Origin of the sequence: Streptomyces sp. NPDC048297 (assembly GCF_043201585.1) — a bacterium.
In the GTDB taxonomy this organism is placed as follows: domain Bacteria; phylum Actinomycetota; class Actinomycetes; order Streptomycetales; family Streptomycetaceae; genus Streptomyces.
On record NZ_JBICZA010000001.1, the window covers coordinates 1 to 25,807 of the forward strand.

Sequence of the window (25,807 nt, forward strand, 5' to 3'; positions counted from 1 at the left end):
AACGCTCGGCTGGGAAACCCCAGCCGAGCGTCTGCATAAACTGCTCGCCGTCTGACACAACCGATCACGTGTTGCGACGATCCCTAGAATCCGCCACCGGGGGCGGGGCCTTCCGCGTGTGGGGCGGGTGTGCGTACCGGGCCCGTCGCTTCGAGGTTCCTGGTGGGGCGTCAGCCGCCGGTCACGGGACGGGCCTGCTGCGAGGTGCCGCGCGGGAGCCGGTCGGAGTGCGGGGGACGGCGGCTGCCCGCCGGGGTGACCGGGCTGCGCTCGGAGCGGGCCGTGTGCGGGCCCGGGGCCAGATGGACCGGGACCCGCGCGCCGCGCGCCGACGGCACCGGCTCGCGCGCCGGAGCGTGCTGGGCGGACGGCTCGACGGGCGTGGCCGTCGGCCGGAGCGCCACCGGCGCGACGGGGACGGCGGGTGCCGGTACGCGTGCCGGGCGCCCGCCACGGGCGCGCCAGCGGTCGCGCAGGTCGAACAGCGCGTCCTCGGTCCGGGCGATCAGCGGCTCGAACCAGGGCAGGGCGAGCAGGATCAGCAGACCGGCGGCCCAGCCCAGCAGCACGTCGCTCAGCCAGTGCGTACCGAGGTAGACGGTGGTGAGACCGACGCCGAGCGAGGTGAGCGCGGAGGCCGCCGACAGCCAGCGGCGCGCCCGAGGAGTGGAGGCCAGATACGCCAAAATGCCCCAGGTCACCACCGCGTTGGCGGTGTGGCCGCTGGGAAATATATCGCCGCCCAGACCCATCTCGTTCGAGCCGATCACGGTCGCGTAGTGCGGACCGAGGCGCCCCATGCCGAGCTTGGCGGCGCCGACCGTGATGTTCAGCAGCAGAATCGAGGCGGCCAGGGTCAGCAGCGGGCGCAGCGTGTGCTGCCGCCAGGAGCGCCAGCCCAGCCAGGCCGCGACCATCACCGCGGTGGGGCCGCGCTGGCCGAGCACCACGTAGTAGTCGAGGAAGGCGTGGATCTGCGGCCACTGCTGGTACGGCCGGAAGAACATGACCTGCCAGTCGAGGCGGACCAGCCACGAGGTGGTGATCACGGCCCACACGATCGCGAGATAGAAAGCCAGGGTCGCCGAGAACAGCACGACCCGGTGCCGGCTCATCCGCGGCATGTCGACGAAAGCCGGTCGTTCCGGCTCCCGGTCCAGCCTGGCGAAGACCCGGTCCAGACGCCGGGTCAGGTTTCGTTCGGTACGCACCCAATCGACGTTACAGCGAGTGAGGTGTGTTCCCGGTCGAATCAGCACCTTTGTGATGCCGATGTGATGTGGGAAACCTCTCAGGCGCTCTCAGAATTCTTCGGCGAGGCAATCCGGAGCGCATGGCCTCCGGCAATTCCTTTGATCACGCCGGGGGTTGGTTATATGGCGCTTATAAATGCGTTCACCGCAGGATCGGATGGATTTCAGCGTGTGCTCATCAGCCTGTCAGAGTTGATCATGGAGGGCCGGAGCCGTTCAGCCAGAACGCGCCATAGACCGCCGTCGCCGCCGCCACAGCGCCCAAGACCTGGGCCGACCTGCGCGTGCGCAGCCCGGCCAGGGCGCGCGCGAGCGGGAACAGCACCGGGAAGGCGGGCATCAGCAGCCGCGGCTTCGACCCGAAGTAGCTCGACGCGCACAGGGCGAGGGCCAGCACGACACCCGTGTACACCAGCAGCGCGACGGGCTGCCGCTGCCGTACGCCGGTGACGTAGAGCCAGATCAGCAGGGCGACACCGATGATGAGACCCGCGCCGACGAGAGCCGACGGAAATGACGTGAACCTGGCGGCCACGAACCGGGCGAAGGCGTACCCGCCGTCGAGACCGTTGCGCCACCCCGCCTGGACGTCCAGATATCCGAGCGGCCCCTTCCCGGTGCGGTGCCCGACCCACAGGACGTAACCGGCGGCACCCAGCGGAGCGAGGAGCATGCCGGCGATCCGGCGGGAGGCGGGGGCGCTGGTGGTGAGAGACAGGGCGCGTGTCATCTCGCGCGCGCCGTCTGTCTTCGGCACGCGCCCGGCGTGGGCGTCGCCCTCCGGGGCGGGGGCGTGTTCGTCGCCGCGAGCGCCGCTCATGAGCCGTGCGCTTCGGTCCCGCACGAAGGAGGTCACGCCGGCCACCCACACCGCCGCGACCACTGCCAGCCCCACCGGACGGGTCAGCCCCGCCAGCCCCGCCAGCACACCCGCGCTCACCCACCGGCCGGTCAGCACCGCGTACAGCGACCAGGCGGCCAGGGCCGTGAACAAGGACTCGCTGTACGCCATCGACTGCACGATCCCGACCGGCAGCACCGCCCACAGCAGCACCGCGCAGACTCCCACCCGGCGGCCGTACACCCACTCCGCCACCGCGTAGATCCCGCAGGCCGCCGCGAGCGAGGCGAGCACGGAGACCACGAACCCGGCGTCCGCGTACGACAGGGGAGTCACCGCGTGCAGCAGCCGCTCCAGCCAGGGCAGCAGCGGGAAGAACGCGAGGTTGGAGTGGAGGTCGCCGTTCGGCAGCCGCACCTGGTAGCCGTAGCCCAGCTCGGCGACCCGGGTGTACCAGAGCGAGTCCCAGCGCGCGGTCAGCAGCGTGTACGCGTTCTTGCCGCGCGCGGCGCTCCACGCGGCCAGCACGACCAGGCCCAGGACACGCACGGCCGCGTACCCGAGAAGGGCCGGCGCCGCCCGGCGCGGCAGAGGGGCGTGGAACGGGGTCGCACGGGTCGCGAGATCGGTCACGGGCCTGATTATCGACCGGGCGCTGAACCGGACCGCGCGCCGGGGCGTGGTCAAGAGAGGAGGAGGTGGCGTACGCCACACGGGTTCGGCCGAGCGTGTGAGAGGTCCGCCACGTGTCCGCGCGGTGAACTCGCGTACGCTGACGAGTCACCCGCGTGGGTTGCGCGGGCCGGAGACACCGCTCCTCTCCGGCCGCGGACGGGGGAGTCCCCGCCCGCCGATCCGCCCCCGCCGATCCGCCGATCCGCCGCGAGGGACCATCTGGGAGGTACGTACATGTCCGGGACGACCACGGCCGCCCTGTGGCCGCGCCGTCGGCCGGCCGGGGCCGGTGTCAACCGCTGGGTCGTCCTCTTCGTCCTGTGCGTCAGCCTGCTGCTGGTCGCCCTGGACGCGACCGTGCTGCACGTGGCGGTCCCCGCCGTCACCGAGGACCTCAGGCCCGGCGCCGTCGAACTGCTCTGGATCGTCGACATCTACCCGCTGGTCTGCGCCTCGCTGCTGATCCTCTTCGGCACGCTGGGCGACCGGATCGGCCGCAGACGCGTCCTGCTGCTCGGCTACACCCTCTTCGGCGTCGCCTCCGCCGTCGCGGCCTTCTCGCGCACTCCCGAGACCCTGATCCTCGCCCGCGCGCTGCTCGGCGCCGGCGGCGCGATGATCATGCCCGCGACCCTGTCGATCCTGCGCCAGGTCTTCCCCGAGCGGCGCGAACGCGCGCTGGCCATCGGCATCTGGAGCGCCGTCGCCGCCGTCGGCGCGGCGGTCGGACCGCTGCTCGGCGGGTTCCTGCTGGAGCACTTCTGGTGGGGCTCGGTCTTCCTGGTCAACATCCCGCTGATGCTGGTCAGCCTCCCGGTCGGCCGGATGCTGCTGCCCGAGTCGCGCGGTGAGCGGGGCGGCCCCTGGGACGTGACCGGCGCGCTGATGGCGGCGGCCGGCCTGTTCGGTGTCGTCCTCGGGGTGAAGCGGCTGGGCGGCGGCGAGCAGGTGGCGAGCCCCTTCACCCTGGTGCCGCTGCTGGCGGGCGCCGCACTCCTCTTCCTCTTCGTACGACGCCAGGGCCGGCGCCCGCATCCGCTGGTCGACCTGCGCATGTTCCGGCGCCCCGCGTTCAGCACCTCGGTGGGCTGCATCGTGCTGGCGATGCTCGCCCTGGTGGGCCTGGAGCTGATCGCGGCCCAGTACCTGCAACTGGTGCTCGGCCTGTCACCGCTGGCGACGGGCCTCAGACTGCTGCCGCTGACCGTCGCGGCGATGGCGTCGGGCCTGGCGGGCGCGCGGATGCTGCGCCGCTTCGGCCCGCGCCGCATGGTCTGCTTCGGCTTCTGCCTCACCGCCGCCGCCGTCCTCACCCTGACCGCGATGGGCGGCACCGACAACGCGACCCTGCTGCTGTCCGGCTTCGTACTGCTCGGCTTCGGCCTGGAGACGACCCTGTTCGGGGCCTACGAGTCGATGCTGAGCGAGTCGCCGGCCGACCAGGCGGGCGGGGCCGCGGCGATCGGCGAGACCTCCTACCAACTGGGCGCCGGCATCGGTATCGCCCTGCTCGGCAGCGTGATGAACGCGGCCTACGCGCCCGGCCTCGCATCGGTCCCCGGCGTCCCCGCGCACGCGTCCCGCGCCGCCGGCCACTCGCTCGGCGAGGCCTACGACATCGCCGGACGCCTCGGCGGGAGCGGCGGGGAGGCGCTGCGCCGGGCGGCGCGGGAGTCCTTCGTGCACGGGCTGCACGTGACCCTGCTGGTCAGCGCCGGCCTGCTGCTGCTCGGCGCGGTGATCGCGCTGCGGCTGCCCCGGACCATGCAGTGCGGGGACCTGTGCGAGGACGCCCTGACGGCCGGCGGGGGCCCCGCCGAGGTGGGGCTGCCCTCCCCGCGGGCGGCGGAGAAGCACGTGGCGGAGAAGCGGGCGGCGGAGAAGCCCAGGGTGCCGGCGCTCACCCCCGCCCTGGACGTACGGGACACCGCACCGTAATGTCGGATTCGGCGTCGTAACTAGCGCTGCTAGTTTTCAGGGCGCCGCCGCCGGCCTCAGCGCTTCGGAGGATGTCCCATGTCCGCGTCCGCGAAACCGCCCCCGTTCGACCCCGCCGACCCGCTCGGGATCGACGACCTGCTGGACCCGGAGGACCTCGCGGTCCGCGACACCGTACGCCGCTGGGCGGCCGGCCGCGTGCTGCCGTACGTCGCCGACTGGTACGAGAAGGGCGAGCTGCCCGGGATCAGGGAACTCGCCCGTGAACTCGGCGGGATCGGCGCCCTCGGCATGTCCCTGACCGGGTACGGCTGCGCGGGCGCGTCGGCGGTGCAGTACGGGCTGGCCTGCCTGGAGCTGGAGGCCGCCGACTCGGGCATCCGCTCCCTGGTCTCCGTGCAGGGCTCCCTCGCCATGTACGCCATCCACCGCTTCGGCAGCGAGGAGCAGAAGCGGGAGTGGCTGCCGCGCATGGCCGCCGGCGAGGTGATCGGCTGCTTCGGGCTCACCGAGCCCGACCACGGCTCCGACCCCTCCGCCATGCGCACCCACGCCAAGCGCGACGGCGAGGACTGGGTCCTCAGCGGTCGCAAGATGTGGATCACCAACGGGTCGGTCGCCGGTGTGGCCGTCGTCTGGGCGCAGACCGAGGACGGCATCCGCGGCTTCGTCGTCCCCACCGGCAGCCCCGGCTTCTCGGCGCCCGAGATCACGCACAAATGGTCCCTGCGCGCCTCCGTCACCAGCGAACTGGTCCTGGACGACGTACGGCTGCCCGCCGGTGCCGTCCTGCCCGAGGTCACCGGACTGCGCGGCCCTCTCAGCTGTCTCTCGCACGCCCGCTACGGCATCGTCTGGGGCGCTATGGGCGCGGCGCGCAGCTGCTTCGAGGCGGCCCTCGACTACGCGCGGACGCGGGAGCAGTTCGGGCGGCCCATCGGCGGCTTCCAGCTCACCCAGGCCAAGCTCGCCGACATGGCGGTCGAACTGCACAAGGGGATTCTGCTCGCCCACCATCTGGGGCGGCGGATGGACGCCGGCCGCCTGCGTCCCGAACAGGTCAGCTTCGGCAAGCTCAACAACGTCCGCGAGGCCATCGAGATCTGCCGTACCGCGCGGACGATCCTCGGTGCCAACGGGATCTCCCTCGAATACCCCGTCATGCGGCACGCGACCAACCTCGAGTCGGTGCTCACCTACGAGGGCACCGTCGAGATGCATCAGCTCGTGCTGGGCAAGGCGCTCACCGGGCTCGACGCCTTCCGGTGAGCCCCCGAGGAGGCAGGGCCGAAGAGCGGCCCCGCCTCAGCTCTGGTTGAAGAAACCGTCCCCGCGGCGCGAGGACGCCTCACCGCTGACGATCTCCGTGTTCGCCGGTGTCAGCAGGAACACCCGGGTCGCGACCCGCTCGATCGAACCCCGCAGGCCGAAGATCAGCCCGGCGGCGAAGTCGACGACGCGCTTGGCGTCGCCCGGCTCCATCGCCGTGAGGTTCACGATGACCGGGACACCGTCCCGGAACAGCTCGCCGATGGTACGGGCGTCCCGGAAGCTGTCCGGGGTGACCGTGCCGATCTGGCGGCCCTTGTCCTCGGCCGTGTCCGTGGCCACCTTCACCCGGGGGTCAGTGACCCAGGCGTCTGCGGACTCCGTTCCCTCGGAGTAGTCGTCGTCGTAGTAACGCTCGTCATCGTTGTCGTCGACGAGGCCGAGCCACGCACTCGCCTTGCGTACCGATCCCATGGACGCCTCCTCTCACAGCGGTCTTCTTGCGTTCCTCGTCCCTATGGTCATCCATGATGCTGACAGTGCGCCAAGGAGATAGGCGGCGCGCGGGGGGTTTGTGACGGTACTGGTGCACAGCCCATCCGTCGAGAGCCCTTGTCCCCCAAGGGTCCTGACTCATACGGCTGCTGACTGTGAGTGAAATATGATTGTTTTCGGCGGATGGGTGAGTCGCGGTGCGGACGGGTGAACGGATCGGCTGATACGGGCCGTCCGCCGGCCGATACGAGCCGACCGCCGGCCGATACGATGCGGCGGCTCGCTGTCGCGTCGCACCAGGGGGGATCGTCATGTTCGGAATCGTCAGGCCCTGTTCGCACCGGCTCGGCGCACACCTCAAGGCCGAGTGGATGGCGCATCTGTGCGGCCTCTGCCTCGCGCTGCGCAAGGACCACGGACAGTTCGCACGCATCGTGACGAACTACGACGGGCTGCTGATATCGGTTCTGACGGAGGCTCAGGCGGGACCGGTGAGCGGGGGCCGCCGGATCGCGGGCCCCTGCGCGCTGCGCGGCATGCGGACGGCGTCCGTCGCCCAGGGCGAGGGGGCGCGGCTCGCCGCGGCCGTCTCGCTCGTGCTCGCCTCCGCCAAGGTCCGCGACCATGTCGCCGACCGCGACGGGCTGCTGGCCCGCAGGCCCGTGGCGGCCGCGGCGCGCCGGGTCGCGGCCGGCTGGGGGCGGGCCGGGGAACGCGGCGGATCCGCGGTCGGGTTCGACACCAGGGTCCTCGTCGAGGCCGTGGACCGGCAGATCGGTCTGGAGGCCCTGGCGGGCGCGGGCACCCCGATCCTGACGGTCACCGAGCCGACCGAGACCGCGACGGCAGCCGCCTTCGCGCACACCGCGGTGCTCGCCGGGCGGCCGGGCAACGCCCAGCCCCTCGCCGAGGCCGGCCGGCTCTTCGGGCGGCTCGCGCATCTGCTGGACGCCGTGGAGGACCAGGACGCCGACGCGGCGTCGGGCGCGTGGAACCCGCTGACGGCCACGGGCACGTCCCGGGCCGAGGCCCGCAGGCTCGCCGGCGACGCCCTGCACGGGATCCGACTGGCGCTGCGGGAGGCGGAGTTCGCCGACGGAAAGCTGGTGCATCTGCTGCTCGCGCATGAGTTGAGGCGGTCGGTGGACCGGGCGTTCGGCGGGGGTCCGGCGTGCGCGGCACATCAGCCGGGGCCGTATACGCCGGGACCGTATGTGCCGGGGCAGGGGGCGCCCGGGCAGGGGGCACCCGGGCAGGGGACACCGTACTTCCCCGGCGCTCCGATCCCTCCAAGGCCCAGGGAGCCGCGCGGGTTTCTGCCCGGCTGCGGGATGTTCCTGCTGCTGTGCTGCAGTTGCCAGATGTGCTGTGCGGGGGAGTACGAGGGCCCCTGGTCCCGTCAGAAGCACGAGGGCTGCTGCCGGGACTGCGACTGCGACTGCCCGTGCGATGGGTGCGACGGTTGCGATGGATGCGACGGCTGCGACTGCTGTTGCCCTTGCGACGGCTGCTGAGCGGCAATACGGGGGCAGGTGTCACCGCCGCGCAGGGCAGGCAGACCGATCACCCCGACCAGCCTCACCCGCACCTTCACCGTGCTCCTTCGCAATGCCGGGCTCCGACGCATCCGGTTGTTGAGTCGGCCCGGGGCGCGGTGCCGGGATTGCTCCCGGTCCGTTTCCCCGGACCGCTCGCCGAACCCGCCGTACCGATCTCTCGGTAACGGGCTCTCCACGGTGTCTGCCGTCAGGCAGTGGCGGGCCAGGGCGTTGGGATCTTGTTGCCCCGGTAGGTGTAGCGGGAGACCGCAACCTTCTCGATCCGGAAGAGCTCGACCCCGTCCGCCGCGATCCGCCAGCGCCCGGTGGCGGCGGTCAGATGGCGGCGGAGTTGTCCCCAACTCCAGCCGTGGCGGGCTCTCAGCAGGTGGGCGAGTCTCCAGAACGTGAAGTCGTCCAGCTTGCTGAAGGTGTGCTTGGCCACGGCGTGTTTGAAGTAGTTGGCCCAGCCTCGCATGATCTGGCCCAGCCGGGTCAGGGTTGATGCGAGGTCCCACTGTGATGTCTTGTGCGTCAGGGCACGGATCTTCGCCTTCAGCGTCCGGACGGGCCGGGCGTCGATGAAGGTGTAGACGTACCACTTGTTCGTCCCCCTCTTGCGTTTCCACCGGATGCGGAAGCCGAGGAAGCTGAACCCGTCGCTCCTGTGGACCACTTGGGTTTTGGCTGGTGACAGCCTTAGCCCCATGGTGGCCAGCACACCGGCGACGTCTTCGCGCAGCGCTTCGGTGTCCTCGCGCGAACCATGCACCAAGATCACGAGGTCGTCGGCGTAGCGGATGATCCGCCAAGTCGGCCGGCCACGGGAACGTCGGTAAGTTCGCTTTCCCGGGGTGGACATCGCCCCGCCGTCCTTCCACGGCGCCATCACGTGCTCGTCGAGCGCGGACAGCGCAACGTTGAAGATCAACGGGGACAGGATGCCGCCCTGGGGTGTGCCGGTGTGGGTGTTGCGCTGCTCGCCGAGTTCGGTGAGCACACCGGCCTTGAGGAACGCCTTGACCAGGGCCAGCACACGTTTGTCCTTGACGCGCGCCCGCACTCGATCGAGAACGAAGGAGTGTGAGAGGTTGTCGAAGGCCGCCTCGATGTCCGCGTCCAGCACCCAGCGATATCCCCGGGTGCCGAAGTGGTGGATCTCGGCGATCGCGTCGTGTGGCCTGCGCCGGGGCCGGAATCCATAGGAGACCGGCTCGAAGTCGGCCTCGAAGATGGGTTCCAGCACCAGTTTCAGCGCCGCCTGGACGACACGGTCGGCAAGCGCGGGAATGCCGAGCTTGCGGACCTTTCCCGACCCGCCCGGTTTGGGGATCTTCCTCTCCCGCACCGGCAGCGGCCGGAACGAGCCGTCCCTGAGGGCGGCCCGCAGATCGTCCAGGAAACCGGGGACCCCGATCCGCTCCTCGACCCCGGCGACCGTCAGGCCGTCGACACCGGGAGTGTTGGCCCCCTGATTGCCCGCGACCCGGTCGAACGCCATGACCAGCGTGGCCGGGTCGTGCACGAAGTTGAACAAGTCATCGAACCGGCGGCCCGGATCGACCGCCGCCCAACGGTGAAGCTTGGTCTGCATCCCCGATACCCTCGCCCATGACCCGGCAGGTCCCGGACGCGGAGCGCCGCCGTTCGGCGGTGCGTCTTCCGGCATTACAGTCTCCAGTCCTTCTCGAAACCGCTGCCGCCCTTCCCCATGTGCGCGGGCTTTCCCCGGCTCGGAGTACTACGGCGGCTCCGCCCCGTCCCAGGCCGATCGGCGGTCGGTGAGCCCGGCCCCGACCCCACGCTGGATGCGCGGGTTTGGGGCAGGCCCGGGACGGTTCCCGTGTTCACAGTGATTCGCTCGTCGAAGTAGGAGCCCGACTATGCCCCTGCGGCATCGCTGCGAGTACGCCGCAGACCTTCCTCGCAGCCTCCCTGGCAGCTCGTACCCACCGCCTCAGGAGTTCCCCGCCCACACGCTCGTCGGGTGCGCGCCGCTCCCGGCCCAGATCCACCAGGTTCGAGCCGGTGTCGCATAAAGGGGGTGTCACACGCCGGTTCCTCGCGTACTCCTCTCCGTCCCGCTTGCCGGACCCGCACCATCTGGCAGTACTGGCACGTCCCGGCGTTGTCAGGGCTGCTCCCACCCTCCCCGGCACCACCCGGTTCAGGCTGCCCTCAGCTCCACCGTCCCGCTGCGACGGGAACAGCGGTGAAGGTCTCTCACCCCCACTCGAACCACTGCGCCTCACGGCGCACCCACGACCTCCGCCACTCGACCGCCACCCTGCTCCTGGAACAGGGCGTCGAACTCGTTGTGATCAAGGAGCTGTTGGGCCACGCCCACATCGGCGTCACCGCCGGCGTCTACGCCCACGTACGCCTCCGCCTTCAGCGCCAGGCCATCGACACCCTCGGCAACGCCCTCAACCCGACCGACACCCCCGACGACCCACCCGCCGCTAACATCGTCCGCTGACGTTGCCGTCAGCGTTGCCGTCAAACACCCGAGAAGCCCCGCCGGATCCCGGCGGGGCTTCCCATTCGTGCTCGGAAGTAGATCCGATCAGATTCTATGACATGACTATTCGATCCACCTCTGGGAGCGAAGTCGGGGGTTCATCGCCATACCAGGCGTATTCAAGGCCGGACAACATGCCCGTTTCCGTCCAGAGAATGATTTCGCCAATAAGCTCACCCCCCTCGTCGATAACCGTGCAAGTTACCGGCACAACCCCATCCGGGATAGGAGCGCGAGGCGCGTCACCCGTGACTCGCAAGTCAACACTTGCAGAATTGGATCCCCACAGTGCCACCACCCGAACCCGATCAAGCTGATGGCGGAGCTCTGTCGCTCCAGGGAAATCCAGTTGCAGAATCCGCTCCGCTACTGCCCGCTCCTCAGTGGTCAGCGGGCGCGGTTCAACGGGAACCCGCATCTAATTGCCTCCAGGGAACTTATCAGGGTTGAACGCCGTGCCGATTCTCGGAATGCCGTTTACGACAGCTCCTCGAATAGTCACGTTCTCACCATCAATGACTCGACCCACTTCGAATCGCCCCGCTGTCGGAAGGTCGCTTACATCTCCCAGGCTGTCCACGATACGTCGCATTGCCTGCTCGCGGCCGCCAGAACGAGCGACCAGGTCAGCGAAGCCATGCTTCTCCGGGTCGATAACGTGCTCCAGCTTTGCTGGCGTACTCGCCGACTTGTAGGTCTCGTCCAGGATTTCCGGACAGAGTCCACCCGAATTGTGTACGAGGACCGGAGTCTGTCCCGCCAGCACATAGTACGTGTGCAGGCCCTCGACCGTGAGGTTGTACGTGCGGGCGTGCTTGGTGTAGGCGTGGTTGGCGGTGACGAGGACCGTGCTGCCGTTTTCGGTCAGCAGGGTTGTTCCCGGGGTCAGGGAGCCGGTTTCCACCCACTTCTTCTGGGATGGTGACCAGAAAGGGTGTCCGCGGGTTGCCGTGAGATGGTCGATGCCGTCCTTTGTGGCGATGGAGAGTTCGTTGAAGTACTTGTCGCCATCGGTCCGGATGAGGCGGGTGACCTTTTTGGCGGCCTGCTTGCCGGACTTGGGATCGGCGGCCAGTACTCTGTCGCCGGCCTTGACGTCCTCGATCTTCTTGGTGGACCCGTCAGCCATCAGTACACGGGTACCGGCCAGGAAGCACTTGCAGTCGGCGAGCTTCGCGGCGTCGTCGATCTCGTCCGCGTACTTGGCGAGCTTGAGGGGCTTGAGCAGCTTCCCCCAGGGGAGATCCAGCGCGAGTGACCAGCAGTTGCCCCAAGAGGTCTCGTTCTTGCACTGCTTGGCCTGCTCGGTGTCGAAGACGAAGAAGTTGAAGAGGTCCTTCGCCTGTCCCCACCTTCGATTCTCACCTTCCGGAAGCTTCCCGAGGTACTCGTTTCCGGCGGAGTCGATCGTGGTGTAGATCACGACCTTCTTGTCGCCGTTCACATAGATGTTGCTGACGACGTTCGAGCCGTCGTCCCGGGCCGCCCCGACCACATGCGCTTCGTAGTGGTAGGTCCACGTTCCGTCGCTGTTCGGGGTGAACGATTCCCTGGAGCCGTCGGCGCAGTGACCCGAATCCCCGCACTGTCCGAGCGGCCTCAGTCCGCTCGGGTCGCTGTAGGCGATGGGGTTGTTGACGGAGTACGAGTAGGCGTTCAGGTTCTGCGGGGCGTACGGGGTGTTCAGCGGGTCGGGGCTGAGGAAGCGGCCGAGCGTGGCGTCGTACATGCGGGCGCCCAGGATCGACAGGCCGGTCGTGTCGTCCTCGGGCTTGCCCAGGAAGCCCCGGTCCGTGCCCGCGGGCAGGGGGGTGGTGCCACGCTGGGCTCCGAAGGGGTAGTAGTGGCGGCGTTGTGCGGTGCCGGTGGCGGTGTCGACGCTGAGCTGGGTGGACGCCTGGTCGTCGGACATGAGCCAGGTCAGCTTGGAACTGGTCGGGCTCACCGCGGTGCGTGTGGCCACGGTCGAGGTGCCGTCGCCGTAGTAGCGGGTGGCCTTCGGGGTGGCGCCGGCCGCCGTGTCCTTGTGGACTTCCTGGCCCGCGAGGTACAGGACGTTCTCGGCAGCGGACTTGCGCAGCAGGAGGTTGCCCGAGCCGTCGTAGACGTAGCCGGCGACATCGGCTCCGCTGGTCGTGGTGACCTGGTGCAGCTCGTTCCACGCGACGTCGGTCTTGTGGCCGCCGACGGTGCGGCTCGTCAGCTGACCCGCGTCGTCGTAGGAGTAACTGTCGGTACCCGTGGGGGTCTTCACCGAGGAGACGGCGTGCGGGTGGGCCGCGCCGGCGGTGTAGGTCGACTGGTCGGGGGAGTAGCCGGGGTAGACGTAGTCGTTGACCTTGCTGTCGGTGGCCGTGGTGCTGGTGACCTTCTGCAGGTTGCCGATGCCGTCGTAGGTGTAGTCGAGCTGGTAGGGATCCTGCCCCGTGGCCAGGTCGGGCGTGAACGGGCCACCGCAGCTGTTCGCGGTCGCCGAGGTCCAGGCGCGGGTGATGCGGTCCAGCTCGTCATACGTGTAGCACTGGTGCTGGCCCGTGATCCGGTCGGTCAGATCGGTGGTCTGGCCGGCGTTGTCGCGTATGTAGTCGTCGTTCTGGACGGTGCCCTTCGTGCTGGTGGTGGCGGTGATGTTCTTCAGCCAGCCGGTGCCGTTGGTGTCGTCGTAGGTGTACGAACGGCGGGCCGTGGTACCGGTGGTGGCGGTGGTGCCGTAGGTACGGTCGGTCAGACGGCCGACGCTGTCGAAGCCGGTGGAGTCGACGTAGACCGTGTTGTTCAGGTCGCTCGTGAGCTTCTCGGGGTTGCCGAAGACGTCGTACTGCGTGGTGACGGTCTCCTGCGGCAGGTCCCCGACCGCCGGGTAGGTCACGCTGGTCTGCTGACCGCCCGCGTTGTAGGCGAACGTCGTCCGGTAGGTGCCCTCGAAGCCCGTGCCGTCGGCGGGGACGGCCGTCTGTGCTTCGGTGACATTGCCGTCGACGTCGTACTTGCCGACCGAACTGGTGTACGCGTAACCGCCCATGTACGAGGTGGACGCGGCCAGTTGGCCGATTCCCTCCACGGCGGTGTCGTAGGTGTTGCGGGTCAGCACCGTCGACCCGTTCTGCACCGTCAGCGGCCGGTTGAGGGCGTCGTAGGTGTAGGTCAGGACGGTGCCGTTGGCGTCCTTTGTCGTCGCGATGTTGCCGTTGGCGTCGTACGTGGTGGCGCCGGTGCCGGTCAGGTCGCTGTCGGGGTCCTTGCCGCCGGTGCGCTCGCCGAGCCAGTTGTAGGTGTAGGTGGTGATGTTGCCCTTCGAGTCCGTGATCTGCGAGAGCTTGCCGCTGCGCGTGTAGTCGTAGGCCGTGGTGTAGGTCGACGGGCCGAACTCGACGACCTTGCTGATCTGCCCGAACACGTCGGTGTAGGTGTTGGTGCGCTCACCGACGGCGGGCATGGTGGTGGTGTAGTCGCCGTGGTAGTTCGTGATCGACTGACCCTGCGTCTGCGGATCGCCGTTCACCATGATCCGGGACTCGGTGGTGCGGCCGGCGTAGTCGATGACCAGGTCGGTGTACGAGGGCAGGTTGTCCACCGTCGGCAGGACCATGCCGGTGCCGGCGACACCGGAGTTGTAGAACGCGGCGCTGGCGCCGGTGACGTTGCCGGAGGTGTCGTACCGGGTGGAGACCACCGTCCGTCCGGTGCCGGTCGGCGCCGGTGCCTGCTTCTCACGGGTACGGCCCATGCCGTCGAGGTACTCGTACCCTGTCGCGATCTTCCCGCTCGAGTCGAGCAGGGTTTTGGTGGTGACCTTCGGCGGCACCGTGGACACCAGGTCGGGCACGCCGTCGCTGTTGTCCGCGGCGACGATGGAGTAGTCGTACTCCAGCGTCGGTGTGCCGTCGGGGTACGCGGCGATCTGCGACGGCTTGAACACCTTCGAGACCCGGCCCACGGCGTCCAGGACGATCCGGGTCGTCTCACCGTTGGCGTCCTGGATCCGGTACGGGTTTCCCCACAGGCGCGAGTACCAGGTGGTGGCGGACTGCGCTGCGGCCGGCCCGCCGCTGCCGTCCGGGTCGGGGGTGGTCACCTTGACGCCATTGACGGGCCATGAGGTGGCCGGCTGGTACGTCGTCGTCGTGGTGTTCTGCTTGCCGTCGGTCGAGGAGACCTGCCGTCCGGCCTGGTCGAACGTCGCGGTCGTCTCGCGGTAGTGGCCGGCGTCCGTGTAGGTGCGCACCGTGGTGGGATTGGCGTCGGTGGGCTTGTCGGTGGCGACCGAGGTGGCGTTGTCGTACAGGGTGACCGTGTAGGAGTCCTGGTTGGCGGCGGCACGGGCGGCGCAGTCGGCCGCGTAGTGCCGGGTCTCGTCGGGCAGCACCATCCAGCGCTGCACCGGCGAGTCGGGGAAGTAGTCCGTGTTGTACGCGCGGCCGTAGGTGGTGCACCGGTTGTCGTCGGTCGCGGTCAGGCCCCAGTCGTTGGTGCGCATCGGCAGGCCGTACGTGGTGCTGACCGGATCGGTGTCGTCGTACTCGTCCTTGACGACGTGCTCGCGCCAGCCGCTGGAGGCCAGTTCCTGCGTGGTGGTCTTGGACTCGCGGACGAAACGGGCGTCGGGCAGGCCGGCGTACTGGGCCGTGTCGTGGACCCAGTACGTGTGCCAGACCCGCTTGTGGGACTGGCCGGAGCCGTCGCGGTTGCTGGACTCCAGAACCTTGCCGGCGAGCCAGGGGGAGTCGGTCACCGGCGGGTTGCCGCTGTCACCGTCGTCGACCGTCACGGAACGGGTGAGGGAAGGGTCGTCCTTGGACGTCCGGTCGCCGTCCATGCCGCGGTAGAGCCAGTAGTAGGTGGAGGCGGCGTTCGACTTGGTGCCGGTGTGGACCTCGACCTGCTGGTAGCCGCGCCAGTCGGTCCAGGACTCGTTCTTGTCCTTGGTCAGCGGGTCGTTGGGGTACGCCCACGCGGGCTTGCCCACGTCGTCGTAGGTGGTGGTCATCACCGGGTCGCCGTCGTTGTTCGCCCCCGCGCCCGGTCCCCGGTCGACGCTCACCCGGGAGACGACGTACTTCTTGAACCAGCCCGTCTTCTCCGTCGTCGAGCCCTCGGGCACCCAGCGCTGCTTGAAGCAGGCCTGGGTGTTGCCGGACTCGCTGGGCGGGTTGTCGATGTCGCAGGTGTCCTGGGCGTCGTAGTCGCGGTAGGTGACGTTGACGAACGAGCCGAGGTCGGTGTGGATCTGGGTGACCCGGCGGAAGTTGAGGGTGCTGGTGCCGAGCTGGTTGTCCCGCCACTCACCGTTGATGTTGATGGTGGGCAGCGTGATGTCGTCGCCGTCGCCGTAGCCGTGGCGCTGGATGTAGTCGAGCCACAGGGTGTTGTCGACCGGACCCGAGGGGTCGGGCAGCCCGTACTTCATCTGGTACTGCATCGCCGGGGCCCACGCCGCGTTGTCGTCGTCCCGGACGTAGGTCTTGATGTCCCACAGCATCTGTGTGGCGAAGAAGGTCGGCGAGTACGTCTCGCCGGTGATGGTCCTGCAGCCGTCGTCGGCGGCGGTGCCGTCACACATCAGGTCCGTGGGCACGTCCGGGTAGGAGTCGGGGGTGCTGGAGATGGGCGGGCACGCGGCCGGCTCGTCCTTCAGCGGGTTCTTCTCCCTCATGCGCTCCACGCACCGGCCGACGTAGCTCAGGTCGACCTTGGCGGGGAGCTGCGCGCCGGGGATCTGCGAGGCCCAGCCGTACTCGATGCGCACCGGGTAGGCGGCGGAGTCGTACACCCGCGCCTGGTCGCCGAGCAGCACCGAGCGGTAGTGGTTGCGCTCCGTCTCGTAGAAGTAGGCGGTCTCCACCTCGTGGGCGTCCACGACGCGGTCCAGCCCCCAGCGGTAGGCCTGCGTGCTCACGCCCACGCCGTTGTCGTAGCCGGGCTCCCCCGGGTTGTTGCCGAACACGGGAACGGTCAGCACCGAGTCGGTCGCGGCGCCCGTGCGCTCGGAGCGGCCCCAGCCGAAGTAGTAGCGCGCGCCGTCCTGGGTGGAGACCACCCAGTACTCGTCGTCCGAGCCGTGACCGCCGCTCAGGTGCTGCACGCGCCAGCCCGGGTCGTCCTGGACGTGGTACGAGCCGGTGCCGTTGTTGTCCTGGACCAGCGTGGAACTCACGCCGTTGAAGTTGATGACGTAGACGGCGCCGTCGTGTTCCTTGTCGTAGTTGGGCGAGGCCCAGCACAGGTCACCGACCCAGCCCGTCCCCGTACCGTCGTCCTGGCAACCGCGGTAGCGGCGCTCGATGAAGCCGATGCCGCCCAACTCCCAGCCCAGTCCGGCCCAGTTCGCCTGGGTGTTCTGGGCGGAGGTCATGGCGTCGACGGACTGGGAGTTGTACGACAGCGACAGCGAGGGCGAGCTGCCCGTGGGCGGCTTGGGGGCGTCGATGGGCAGGTTGTAGGCGAAAGCACCGGATCCCACCGAGACGTCCCAGGACCCGGACGGCTTCAGCGAGGAGGCGCGGAAGTCACCGGAGTCCGAGGACGAGCCGGATGCGAGGGCGTAGACCGTGCCGGTGCTCGCGCCCGTGCTCGCGGTGGCGGTCGTCGCCGAGGACCGGAAGGTGGACTTGTCCTGCTGGCCGGGCTCGATGACCGAGATCCTGGCGTTCGGGTCACCGTCCGCCTGCACGGTCGCGGTGATCGTGCCCTTGGCCACGTCGTTGGTGACCGGGACGGGCCGCGGGCTCGCCGTCGAACAGTCCTTGGCCTTCGGGGTGGTCAGCGCGCACGCGGGCAGCGCGATCAGCCGCAGCCGGGAGGCGAAGTCGCCACCGTAGGCCTTCCGGAAGCCGGAGTAGTCCAGCGTGACGTTCACCGGACCGGGAGTGCCGCGGCCGTCGTGCCGGGTGACCTGCACACCCACGCCGACGCCACCCGTCCGCTTCAACTGCGTGCGGTCCAGGACCTTGACGTCGACATCGGCGGGAGCCGGGGTCGTGACAGCGGACTGCTGGCGAAGGAGCGCACGCGCGGGGGCGGGGCCCACGTGCACGATTGCGGTGGTGCCGGTGGCTCCGGTGGCTCCGGTGGTGCCGGTCGCGCCGGTGGGTGTCACGAACGCCGCCTCAGCAACGCCGGCCAGAGCCTCTTCTACCGCGAGCCGGAAGGTATGGCGATCCAGATTCCCGACACCGCCAACCCCGCCGCCGCCCGCCTCTTCCTCGGCTTCGGCTCCGAGGAATCCACCACTCTGACCGACAAGAAGGCCAGCTTCTACTACAAGGATCTGCTGGTCTGACGGGGGATGCGGGGGCGTCGATCGGCTCTTCGGTCCGGTTTGGGTTCAGGCTTCGGTTCCCGTCGGCCGAAAGACGCTCTTGTGCCGACCGGTCGTCCGGTCGAATACTGCCCCCAGTGCTTGTCAGGGACATGTAGATCCATTCCTGGCTGCGCCTCACGGGCCCCGACCCCACGCGGGCCCCCGAATTCCCCTGGGAGGGAACGAAACGTGAGGATCAAGCGCACCACTCCCCACAGCGGCATCGCGAGACGGACCCGACTCACCGCCGTGGCCACCGGCTTCCTGGCGGCAGCCGCGTTCGCCGCCCCCACCGCGAACGCCACCGACGCACACACGTTCAGCGCCACCCAGCTCACCAAGGCGAGCGACTCCGTCCTCAAGGCCGACATCCCCGGTACGGCCTGGGCGGTGGACAGTGTGACCCACCGTGTCGTCGTCACCGTCGACAGCACGGTCTCCCAGGCCGAGATCGCCAAGATCAAGCGGCAGGCCGGAGGCGACGCGGGCGCCCTTGTCGTCAAGCGCACGTCCGGCAAGTTCAACAAGCTGATCTCGGGCGGCGACGCCATCTACGCGAGCAGCTGGCGTTGCTCGCTGGGCTTCAACGTGCAGGACTCCAGCGGCAACTACTACTTCCTGACCGCCGGGCACTGCACCGACGGCGCGGGCACCTGGTGGTCGAACTCCTCGCACAGCACCACGCTCGGCACCACGGCCGGCTCCAGCTTCCCCGGCAACGACTACGGCATCGTGCGCTACACGAACTCGTCGGTCACCAAGTCGGGCGCGGTGGGCAGCCAGGACATCACGAGCGCGGCCACGCCGTCCGTCGGGACGACCGTGTACCGCCGTGGTTCCACCACCGGCACCCACAGCGGCCGGGTCACCGCGCTCAACGCGACGGTCAACTACGGTGGCGGAGACATCGTCTCCGGGCTGATCCAGACCACCGTCTGCGCCGAGCCCGGCGACTCCGGCGGTCCGCTGTACGGCGGCACCACCGCGTACGGTCTGACCTCCGGCGGCAGTGGTGACTGCACCTCCGGTGGTACGACGTTCTTCCAGCCGGTCACCGAGGCGTTGAGTGCCTATGGGGTTCACGTCTACTGACGGGATCCGCTGACGAAGTGTGCTGTGTTGCCCTTGCCTCCGTGCGCTGTTGTGTTGCGTGCGGGGGCTTTGGGTTGTGGGGGTGGCGGTTGTGGGGTGGGGGGATGGGTTGCGGTTGGGGGGTGGGGGATGGGCTGCGGTTGGTGGGAGTGGTGGTTGGTGGGGGTGGGTTTGTTTCGGACAGTGGTAACTGTCACTGTCCGCCTATGTGTTACTCGCACGTAGTGTTTGCAGTGCGAATTCCCTGGGGTGACTGTGTACGGTCAAGTTGGGGTGGGGCGCATGGGTGTTTTCTGTGCGCGTCCTGAAGTCGGCCTTGTGTGCCCCCTGCGCGGTTCGGAAGAGTAGGCGCCCGTCAACCAGCCTTCCGGCCCGTGAGGTCCCCACAATCTCCCGGGTCGACCCCCCACAGGAGGACGTGAGTTGAAGCACCGACGCATATCCGGGCGGCGGGCCGCCGTGGCCGGCGCGGGAATCGCCGCACTGGTCGCCGCGGGAGTCACCTTCCAGACTGCGAACGCCAGCGAGCCGGTGAACGCCGCGAACGCCGCGAGGTCCGCGGAGTCCGTTCCACAGGTGCGGGTTCTGTCGGCACCCGCGGCCGGAAAGCTCGCCCTGCGGCTGACGCCGGACCTCGGGTCAGGCGCGGCCGGCAGCTACTACGACGCGCGGACGAAGAGCCTCGTCGTCAACGTGCTCGACGCCACCGCCGCGAAGACCGTCGAGGCGGCCGGCGCGAAGGCCACGATCGTCGCCAACTCCCTGGCCGAGCTGGCCGGGGCGCGGGCGACGCTGAAGAAGGACGCGACCATTCCCGGTACCTCGTGGGCGACCGACCCGGTGACCGACAAGGTGGTCGTCACCGCGGACAGGACGGTGTCCGGGGCTGCGCTGACCAAGCTCGGGAAGGTGGTCGACGGGCTCGGGGCCAAGGCCGAACTCAAGCGGTCGACGGGGGAGTTCAAGCCCTTCATCGCCGGTGGTGACGCGATCACCGGGTCGGGTGGGCGTTGCTCGCTCGGGTTCAACGTGGTCAAGGACGGACAGCCGTACTTCCTGACCGCGGGGCACTGCACCGAGGCGATCTCCAACTGGTCGGACTCCAGCGGGCAGGAGATCGGGCAGAACGCGGAGTCGCACTTCCCGGGGACGGACTTCGGGCTCGTCAAGTACACGGCGGATGTGGACCATCCGAGCGAGGTCGATCTGTACAACGGGTCTTCGCAGCAGATCACGCAGGCTGCGGAGGCGACCGTCGGGGAGAAGGTGACTCGGAGCGGGTCGACGACGCAGGTGCACGACGGGACGGTTACGGGGCTGAACGCGACGGTGAACTATCAGGAGGGGACGGTCAGTGGGCTGATACAGACCGATGTGTGCGCGGAGCCGGGGGACAGTGGTGGGTCGCTGTTCGACGGGGATAGTGCGATCGGGCTGACGTCGGGTGGTAGTGGTGACTGCACCTCCGGTGGGGAGACGTTCTTCCAGCCGGTGACTGCGGCGCTGTCGGCCACGGGGGCGCAGATCGGCTGACGTTCGAACGGTTTGTGGAGTCCCGCCCCGGTGTTCGCCGGGGTGGGGCTTCGTCGTTTTGTGTCGCGCCGTCGCGCCGTCGCGCCGTCGCGGTGTCGTGGTGTCGTGGTGTCGCGCCGTCGTGGTGTCGTGCCTGCGGCGGCCTGTTGCGGTGGGGTGGGGCTGGGGTCGCGCCTGCGGTCGGGGGGTGGGGCGGGTCCGCGCCGGGGGGTATCCGTCCTCGGTCCGGCGCCTCTGGAGTGGGGAGGTTCTGATTTTTGACGCCGGCCGCTGCGGGCGGACACCCCCCGACACGTCCCCTTCCCGCCGTACGCGGGTGGCGGCCGCCTCGGCCCGGTAACCCCGGCCCGCCATGCGCGGGTGCGGCTCCGTCGTTGGGCTGGTGGCTCCGGCCCGCCGTGTGCGGGTGGCTGCCGCCTCGGTTCGATAACTCCGGCCCGCCGTGCGCGGGTGCGGGGCCGTTCTTGGGGTGGGTGCGGTTGGGGGCTCACCTGGGCAAAGAATCGCTGATGTGTTCGAATCTGGGTCGCTGGGTTGTGGTGGATGGGGTTAGAGTAATCGAACGAGCGTACGATGGGCGTATCGGGCATATGGCGGAAAAGGGGTGGAGTGGTGGAGGTGTGGCATGGCGGGCTTCGCGCATCTGCATGTCGCCTCTGGTTACTCCGCCCGGTATGGCGCTGCTCATCCTGAGCACCTTGTTCGCAGGGCGGCGGAGAGGGGGGTGGCGGCGCTCGCGTTGACGGATCGGGACACGGTCACCGGTGTTGTTCGATTTGCTCGGGCGTGTGGGAGGGAAGGGGTGCGGGCTGTCTTTGGTGTTGATCTGGCGGTGGAGGGGGTTGCGCCTCCGCCGCCGGGGCGTCGGGGGCGGACTCCGGTGCGTGGGGGTGCGCATGTGGTCGAGCCGCCGTTGCGGTTCGTGCTGCTTGCGCGGGACCGGGAGGGGTGGGCTCGGCTGTGCCGGATCACGTCGGCTGCCCATGCCCAGGGGGGTGGAGTGCCGGTGGTGTCGTGGGAGGCGTTGCGCGAGTACGGCGGGCCGGGGCTGGTGGTTCTGCTCGGGCCGCTCTCGGAGCCGGTGCGGGCGTTGTCGGTGGGGCGGGAGGACGTCGCGGTGAAGCTGCTGGCGCCCTGGAAGGAGGTGTTCGGGAGGGGGGTCCGGTTGGAGGTGGTGGCGCAGAAACGTTTCGGCGTGGGGGCGGGGTCCCTGCGGCTGGCTGCTCGGACGCTGGCGTTGGCCGATCGGGTGGGTGTGACCGCCGTGCTCTCGAACGCTGTCCGGTATGCCGATCCCGAGCAGCACCGGCTCGCCGACGTCCTGGACGCCGCGCGGCTGCTGCGGCCGGTCGACCGGCGTCGGCTGGACAGTGGGCAGCGCTGGCTCAAGGACGGCAGAAGCATGGCGGTCGTGGCGCGGATGGTCGCCGAGTGCGCGGGGGCGGACGAGCGGCGGGCGCGTCGGCTGATGGCGGACACCGTCGCCACGGCGGCCGAGTGCGTGGTCGATGCGGGGGCGGATCTCGGGCTCGGGTCCCGGCACTTTCCGGAGCCGGCGCTCTTCGGTGCCGGGGAGGCCGCGCGGTTGCTGCGCCGGCGGTGTGAGGACGGCCTGGTCCGGCGTGGTCTGGATCGTGACCGCGCTGTGGTGGAGCGGCTGGAGGAAGAGCTTGAGGTGATCTCGCGGCTGGGGTACGACTCGTACTTTCTGGCGGTGGGCCAGGTCGTCGCAGATATCCGGGCGAAGGGGATCAGGGTCGCGGCTCGTGGCTCGGGTGCCGGGTCGGTGGTCTGCCACGCGCTGGACATCGCCACCGCCAATCCGCTCGACCATCGTCTGCTGTTCGAACGCTTCCTGAGCGTGCGCCGGGGATCGCTGCCCGACATCGACATCGACGTGGAGTCGGCCCGGCGGCTGGAGTGCTACGACGTGATCTTCGAACGGTTCGGGAAGGAGCGGGTGGCGGTCGCCGCCATGCCCGAGACCTATCGGGCGCGCCGGGCCCTGCGGGACACCGGGCTCGCGCTGGGGATCGCGCCCGCGGAGGTGGACCGGATCGCCAAGAGTTTTCCGCACCTGCGGGCCTGCGACATCACCGGTGCGCTCGCCGAACTGCCCGAGCTGCGGCAGTTGGCCGGCGAGGCACGTCGGTACGGGCCCCTGTGGGAGCTTGCCGAAGGCCTTGATTCCTTGGTGCACGGCATGGCCATGCATCCCTGTGGCGTGGTCATCAGTGACGCGACTCTTCTGGACCGGCTGCCGGTGCAGCCGACCCCGCAGGGCGACTACCCCATGGCCATGGCGGCGAAGGAGGAGATCGAGGCGCTGGGCAACATCAAGCTGGATGTTCTGGGTGTGCGGATGCAGTCCGCGATGGCTCATGCCGTCGCGGAGATCGAAAGGACCGGCGGCGGTCGTATCGACCTGGACGATCCGAAGCAGGTGCCGCTCGACGACGTCTTCGCGTTCAAGCTCATCCAGGAGAGCCAGACCCTGGGGCTGTTCCAGCTGGAGTCGCCCGGTCAGCAGGATCTGCTGTCCCGGTTGCAGCCGCGCGACGTGCAGGACGTCATCGCGGACATCAGCCTCTTCCGTCCCGGGCCGGTCGCCGGTGGCATGCCCGAGCGGTACATCGCGGCCAGGCACGGGAGCAGGCCGTCGTACGCCCATCCTGATCTGGAGCCGGTGCTCTGCGACACCTACGGCGTCACCATCTGGCACGAGCAGATCATCGAGACCCTGCATGTGATGACCGGCTGCGACCGGGCCTTCGCGGAGGTCACCCGGCGGGCCCTCGGCGACAAGGAGCAACTGCCCCGGATCAGGGACTGGTTCCAGCGGCTGGCACGCGCGCGTGGTTATGGCGCGGAGGCGCGGGAGGAGGTGTGGAGGACCGTCGAGGCCTTCGGGGCGTACGGCTTCTGCCGGGCCCACGCGGTCGCTTTCGCCGTGCCCGCCCTGCAGAGTGCCTGGCTCAAGGCGCACTATCCGGCGTTCCTGCTGGCCGGGCTGCTCGAACACGATCCCGGTATGTGGCCCAAGCGGGTCCTTGTCTCCGACGCCCGCCGGCGTGGGGTGCCGGTGCTGCCCGTGGACGTCAACCGGTCCCGGGTCGCGCACACCGTGGAGATGACCGAGGGGGAGCGGTGGGGGGTGCGGATCGCGCTGTCCGCGGTGCACGGGATCGGGGCGCAGGAATGCGCGCGGATCGAGGAGGGGCAGCCGTACGGATCACTGTCCGACTTCTGGCAGCGGGCCCGTCCCAGCAGGCCCGTCGCCGAACGCCTCGCGGAGATCGGTGCCCTGGGCTGCCTGCACGACGGCCGGCTCACCCGGCGTGATCTGCTGCTGCAGATCGCCGAGTTGCACCGGCAGTCCCGTACCCGGTCCGCGGGCAAGGGGCAACTGCCCCTCGACGCGGGCGCGGTCGGCGGGGCGGAGCCGAGCGGGCTGCCGGAGATGACCGGGCGCGAGGCGCTGAGCGCCGAGCTGAACACCCTCGGTGTCGATGTCTCCCGGCATCTGATGGAGCATCATCACCGGCTGCTGCGGGAGATCGGCGCGACCGACGCCGCTCATCTGGCCGGGATGCGTGCCGGTCAGCGGGTTCTTGTCGCGGGTGTGCGGGCCTCGACGCAGACTCCGCCGATCGCGAGCGGCAAGCGGATCATCTTCGTCACGCTGGAGGACGGGTCCGGGCTGGTCGACCTGGCCTTCTTCGAGGACTCCCATCCGGCCTGCGCGCACACCGTGTTCCACAGCGGGCTGCTGCTGGTGCGCGGCACGGTCCAGGTGCGCGGCACCCGTCGTACCGTCGTCGGCGCGATGGCCTGGGACCTGGACGAGATCGCCGCGGCCCGTCGTGACAGCGGTCCCGAGGCCGCCCTCGCGCTCGTGGGGGAGAGCCGTCCGCATCCGACTCCCGCGCAGCCGCGGCGGACCCTGGCCGACGGCACGGCGGGCGCCCGGCTGCATCCGTACGCCGACCTCCAGCCCGCCGGCACCCGCTCGGCCGACCTGAAGAAGTTCGGCCACCGCAGTCCGGGGAGCGCGGGATGAGCACACGTCAGCGGCACATCGCCCACCTTCATCTGCACGGCGTGCTGGACGAGGCCCAGTACGGCAACGTAATCGAACTGATGTCCGACATCACGCCTCATGTGCAGGCCGTTCCGCCCGACGCCGTACAGCTCGATCTGACGTCGGCGCTCCGGTACTTCGACCTGTCTCCCTACGACCTGGTCCAGACGGCGATGATCAAGCTGAAGCTTTTCCACGGCATCGACTGCAGCGCCGGGCTCGCGGGCAATCGCATGCTCGCGGCCATGGCGGCGGACGCGTCCGCGCCCGGCCGTACCACCTGGGTGCCCGTCGACCGGGCCGCCGAGTGGCTGTACCCGCGGCCGGTCACCGCGCTGCCCGGGATCGGGCGCGCCATGGCGTCGACGCTCGGTCGGTACGGCCTGCACACCATCGGCCAGATCGCCGATCTGCCCCCGGCGACCCTGCAACGGCTCCTCGGCGCCGGCCAGGCGCGGCTGCTGGCCGAACGCGCCCGCGGTCACGACCCCCGTCCGGTCACCCCCGCGGAACCGGCGGCGTATCTGACCGCCGATGTCGTGTTCGACCGGGACTGCCTCGATCCGGTGCGGCACCACCGAGCCGTCCTGGGGCTCGCCGACAGGATCGGTCAGCGGCTGCGCGGTGAGCGTCAAGTCGCCGGCCGCGTCACCCTCACGGTGCGGTATGCCGACCGCAGTTCCACCACGCGCACGCGTGCGCTGCCGGAACCCGCCGACCATTCACCGGCCCTTGCCGCACCCGCCCTGGGCCTGCTGACCGCTCTCGGGTTGCAGCGGGCACGCGTGCGTACCTTCGCCCTTCGTGCCGACGATCTGCGGCCGGCCGACGGCGCCCACCGCCAGCTCTCCATGGACCCCGGCGACGAGCGCGCCCGTGACGCCGAGGCCGCGGCCGACCGGGCCCGTCGCCGCTTCGGGCCCGGTGCCGTGCGGCCCGCCGCGGCTCCGGCGGTGTCACGGCCGGCCGAGCCGTGGGCCTGAGCGCGGAGAGCGCGGCGGGCGCGGTGGGCGTGGCGGGCGTGGCGGGCGTGGCGACGGTCTGACGCTCCGTGCGGTCGCCGTCCGTCCTGGCCGCGTTCCCTGACACGCCGGGCGCCCGCAGTGTGCCTGGACGCGCGGGTCCGGGTGATCATGCTGACGGACCGTCAGAGTGGCGTCGCGCCCTTGTTGTTACCGGAAGTTTTTACTGACGCGTAACTTCACACTTCAGCTACTCACTCGTAACTTGACGAGTGAACAGCATCCTCGTGATCCGGATCACAGGGTTAG

Annotated in this window: 13 protein-coding genes and 1 pseudogene; 9 read left to right on the forward strand and 5 right to left on the reverse strand. The window is 69.6% G+C overall.

The window, feature by feature from the left end:
* Positions 1 to 170: 170 nt before the first annotated feature.
* Both ACGFYV_RS00005 and ACGFYV_RS00010 read right to left on the reverse strand, forming a co-directional pair.
* Complete coding sequence (locus ACGFYV_RS00005) at positions 171 to 1,211, reverse strand: phosphatase PAP2 family protein (protein ID WP_393876019.1); 1,041 nt, start codon at positions 1,209 to 1,211, stop codon at positions 171 to 173.
* A 238-nt stretch (positions 1,212 to 1,449) separates the two neighbouring features.
* Positions 1,450 to 2,727 (reverse strand): glycosyltransferase family 39 protein, encoded by a 1,278-nt coding sequence (locus tag ACGFYV_RS00010; RefSeq protein WP_393876020.1) that lies wholly within the window; start codon positions 2,725 to 2,727, stop codon positions 1,450 to 1,452.
* A gap of 276 nt (positions 2,728 to 3,003) precedes the next feature.
* Between ACGFYV_RS00010 and ACGFYV_RS00015 the strand changes: the two genes are divergently transcribed.
* Both ACGFYV_RS00015 and ACGFYV_RS00020 read left to right on the forward strand, forming a co-directional pair.
* On the forward strand, positions 3,004 to 4,707 hold the full coding sequence (locus ACGFYV_RS00015) for an MFS transporter (RefSeq protein ID WP_393876021.1): 1,704 nt from the start codon (positions 3,004 to 3,006) through the stop codon (positions 4,705 to 4,707).
* 78 nt (positions 4,708 to 4,785) lie between these two features.
* Positions 4,786 to 5,976: an acyl-CoA dehydrogenase family protein gene (locus ACGFYV_RS00020; RefSeq protein ID WP_393876022.1), complete on the forward strand. Its 1,191-nt coding sequence runs from the start codon at positions 4,786 to 4,788 to the stop codon at positions 5,974 to 5,976.
* A 36-nt stretch (positions 5,977 to 6,012) separates the two neighbouring features.
* On the opposite strand, the gene ACGFYV_RS00025 is transcribed toward ACGFYV_RS00020, so the two are convergent.
* A complete protein-coding gene (locus ACGFYV_RS00025; RefSeq protein ID WP_393876023.1) occupies positions 6,013 to 6,450 on the reverse strand; it encodes a cell division protein SepF in 438 nt (145 codons plus the stop codon).
* 332 nt (positions 6,451 to 6,782) lie between these two features.
* Here ACGFYV_RS00025 and ACGFYV_RS00030 point away from each other — a divergent pair, with 332 nt between their 5' ends.
* Positions 6,783 to 7,985, forward strand: a complete 1,203-nt coding sequence (locus tag ACGFYV_RS00030; protein WP_393876024.1) for a DUF5685 family protein — start codon at positions 6,783 to 6,785, stop codon at positions 7,983 to 7,985.
* 232 nt (positions 7,986 to 8,217) lie between these two features.
* Here the strand turns inward: ACGFYV_RS00030 and ltrA are convergent, their stop codons facing one another.
* On the reverse strand, positions 8,218 to 9,603 hold the full coding sequence (gene ltrA / locus ACGFYV_RS00035; RefSeq protein ID WP_393876025.1) for a group II intron reverse transcriptase/maturase: 1,386 nt from the start codon (positions 9,601 to 9,603) through the stop codon (positions 8,218 to 8,220).
* Between the two features lie 660 nt (positions 9,604 to 10,263).
* Here ltrA and ACGFYV_RS00040 point away from each other — a divergent pair.
* Positions 10,264 to 10,488: pseudogene (locus ACGFYV_RS00040) on the forward strand (tyrosine-type recombinase/integrase); the annotation flags it as partial.
* A gap of 460 nt (positions 10,489 to 10,948) precedes the next feature.
* On the opposite strand, the gene ACGFYV_RS00045 reads toward ACGFYV_RS00040, so the two are convergent.
* Positions 10,949 to 17,626 carry a polymorphic toxin-type HINT domain-containing protein gene (locus tag ACGFYV_RS00045; RefSeq protein ID WP_393876026.1) on the reverse strand — a complete coding sequence of 2,226 codons (6,678 nt, stop codon included), beginning with the start codon at positions 17,624 to 17,626 and terminating at the stop codon, positions 10,949 to 10,951.
* A gap of 54 nt (positions 17,627 to 17,680) precedes the next feature.
* On the opposite strand from ACGFYV_RS00045, the gene ACGFYV_RS00050 reads away from it, so the two are divergent.
* The 5 genes from ACGFYV_RS00050 (at position 17,681) to ACGFYV_RS00070 (ending at position 25,519) form a co-directional block, all read left to right on the forward strand.
* Positions 17,681 to 17,809, forward strand: a complete 129-nt coding sequence (locus ACGFYV_RS00050; protein WP_393876027.1) for a hypothetical protein — start codon at positions 17,681 to 17,683, stop codon at positions 17,807 to 17,809.
* 210 nt (positions 17,810 to 18,019) lie between these two features.
* Positions 18,020 to 18,922, forward strand: coding sequence for a S1 family peptidase (locus ACGFYV_RS00055; RefSeq protein ID WP_393876028.1), 903 nt, complete (start codon positions 18,020 to 18,022; stop codon positions 18,920 to 18,922).
* Between the two features lie 423 nt (positions 18,923 to 19,345).
* Positions 19,346 to 20,455, forward strand: a complete 1,110-nt coding sequence (locus ACGFYV_RS00060; protein ID WP_393876029.1) for a S1 family peptidase — start codon at positions 19,346 to 19,348, stop codon at positions 20,453 to 20,455.
* Between the two features lie 625 nt (positions 20,456 to 21,080).
* Positions 21,081 to 24,515, forward strand: coding sequence for a DNA polymerase III subunit alpha (locus tag ACGFYV_RS00065; RefSeq protein ID WP_393876030.1), 3,435 nt, complete (start codon positions 21,081 to 21,083; stop codon positions 24,513 to 24,515).
* On the forward strand, positions 24,512 to 25,519 hold the full coding sequence (locus tag ACGFYV_RS00070; RefSeq protein ID WP_393876031.1) for an ImpB/MucB/SamB family protein: 1,008 nt from the start codon (positions 24,512 to 24,514) through the stop codon (positions 25,517 to 25,519). Before ACGFYV_RS00065 ends, ACGFYV_RS00070 begins: the two co-directional genes overlap by 4 nt.
* Positions 25,520 to 25,807 lie beyond the last annotated feature (288 nt).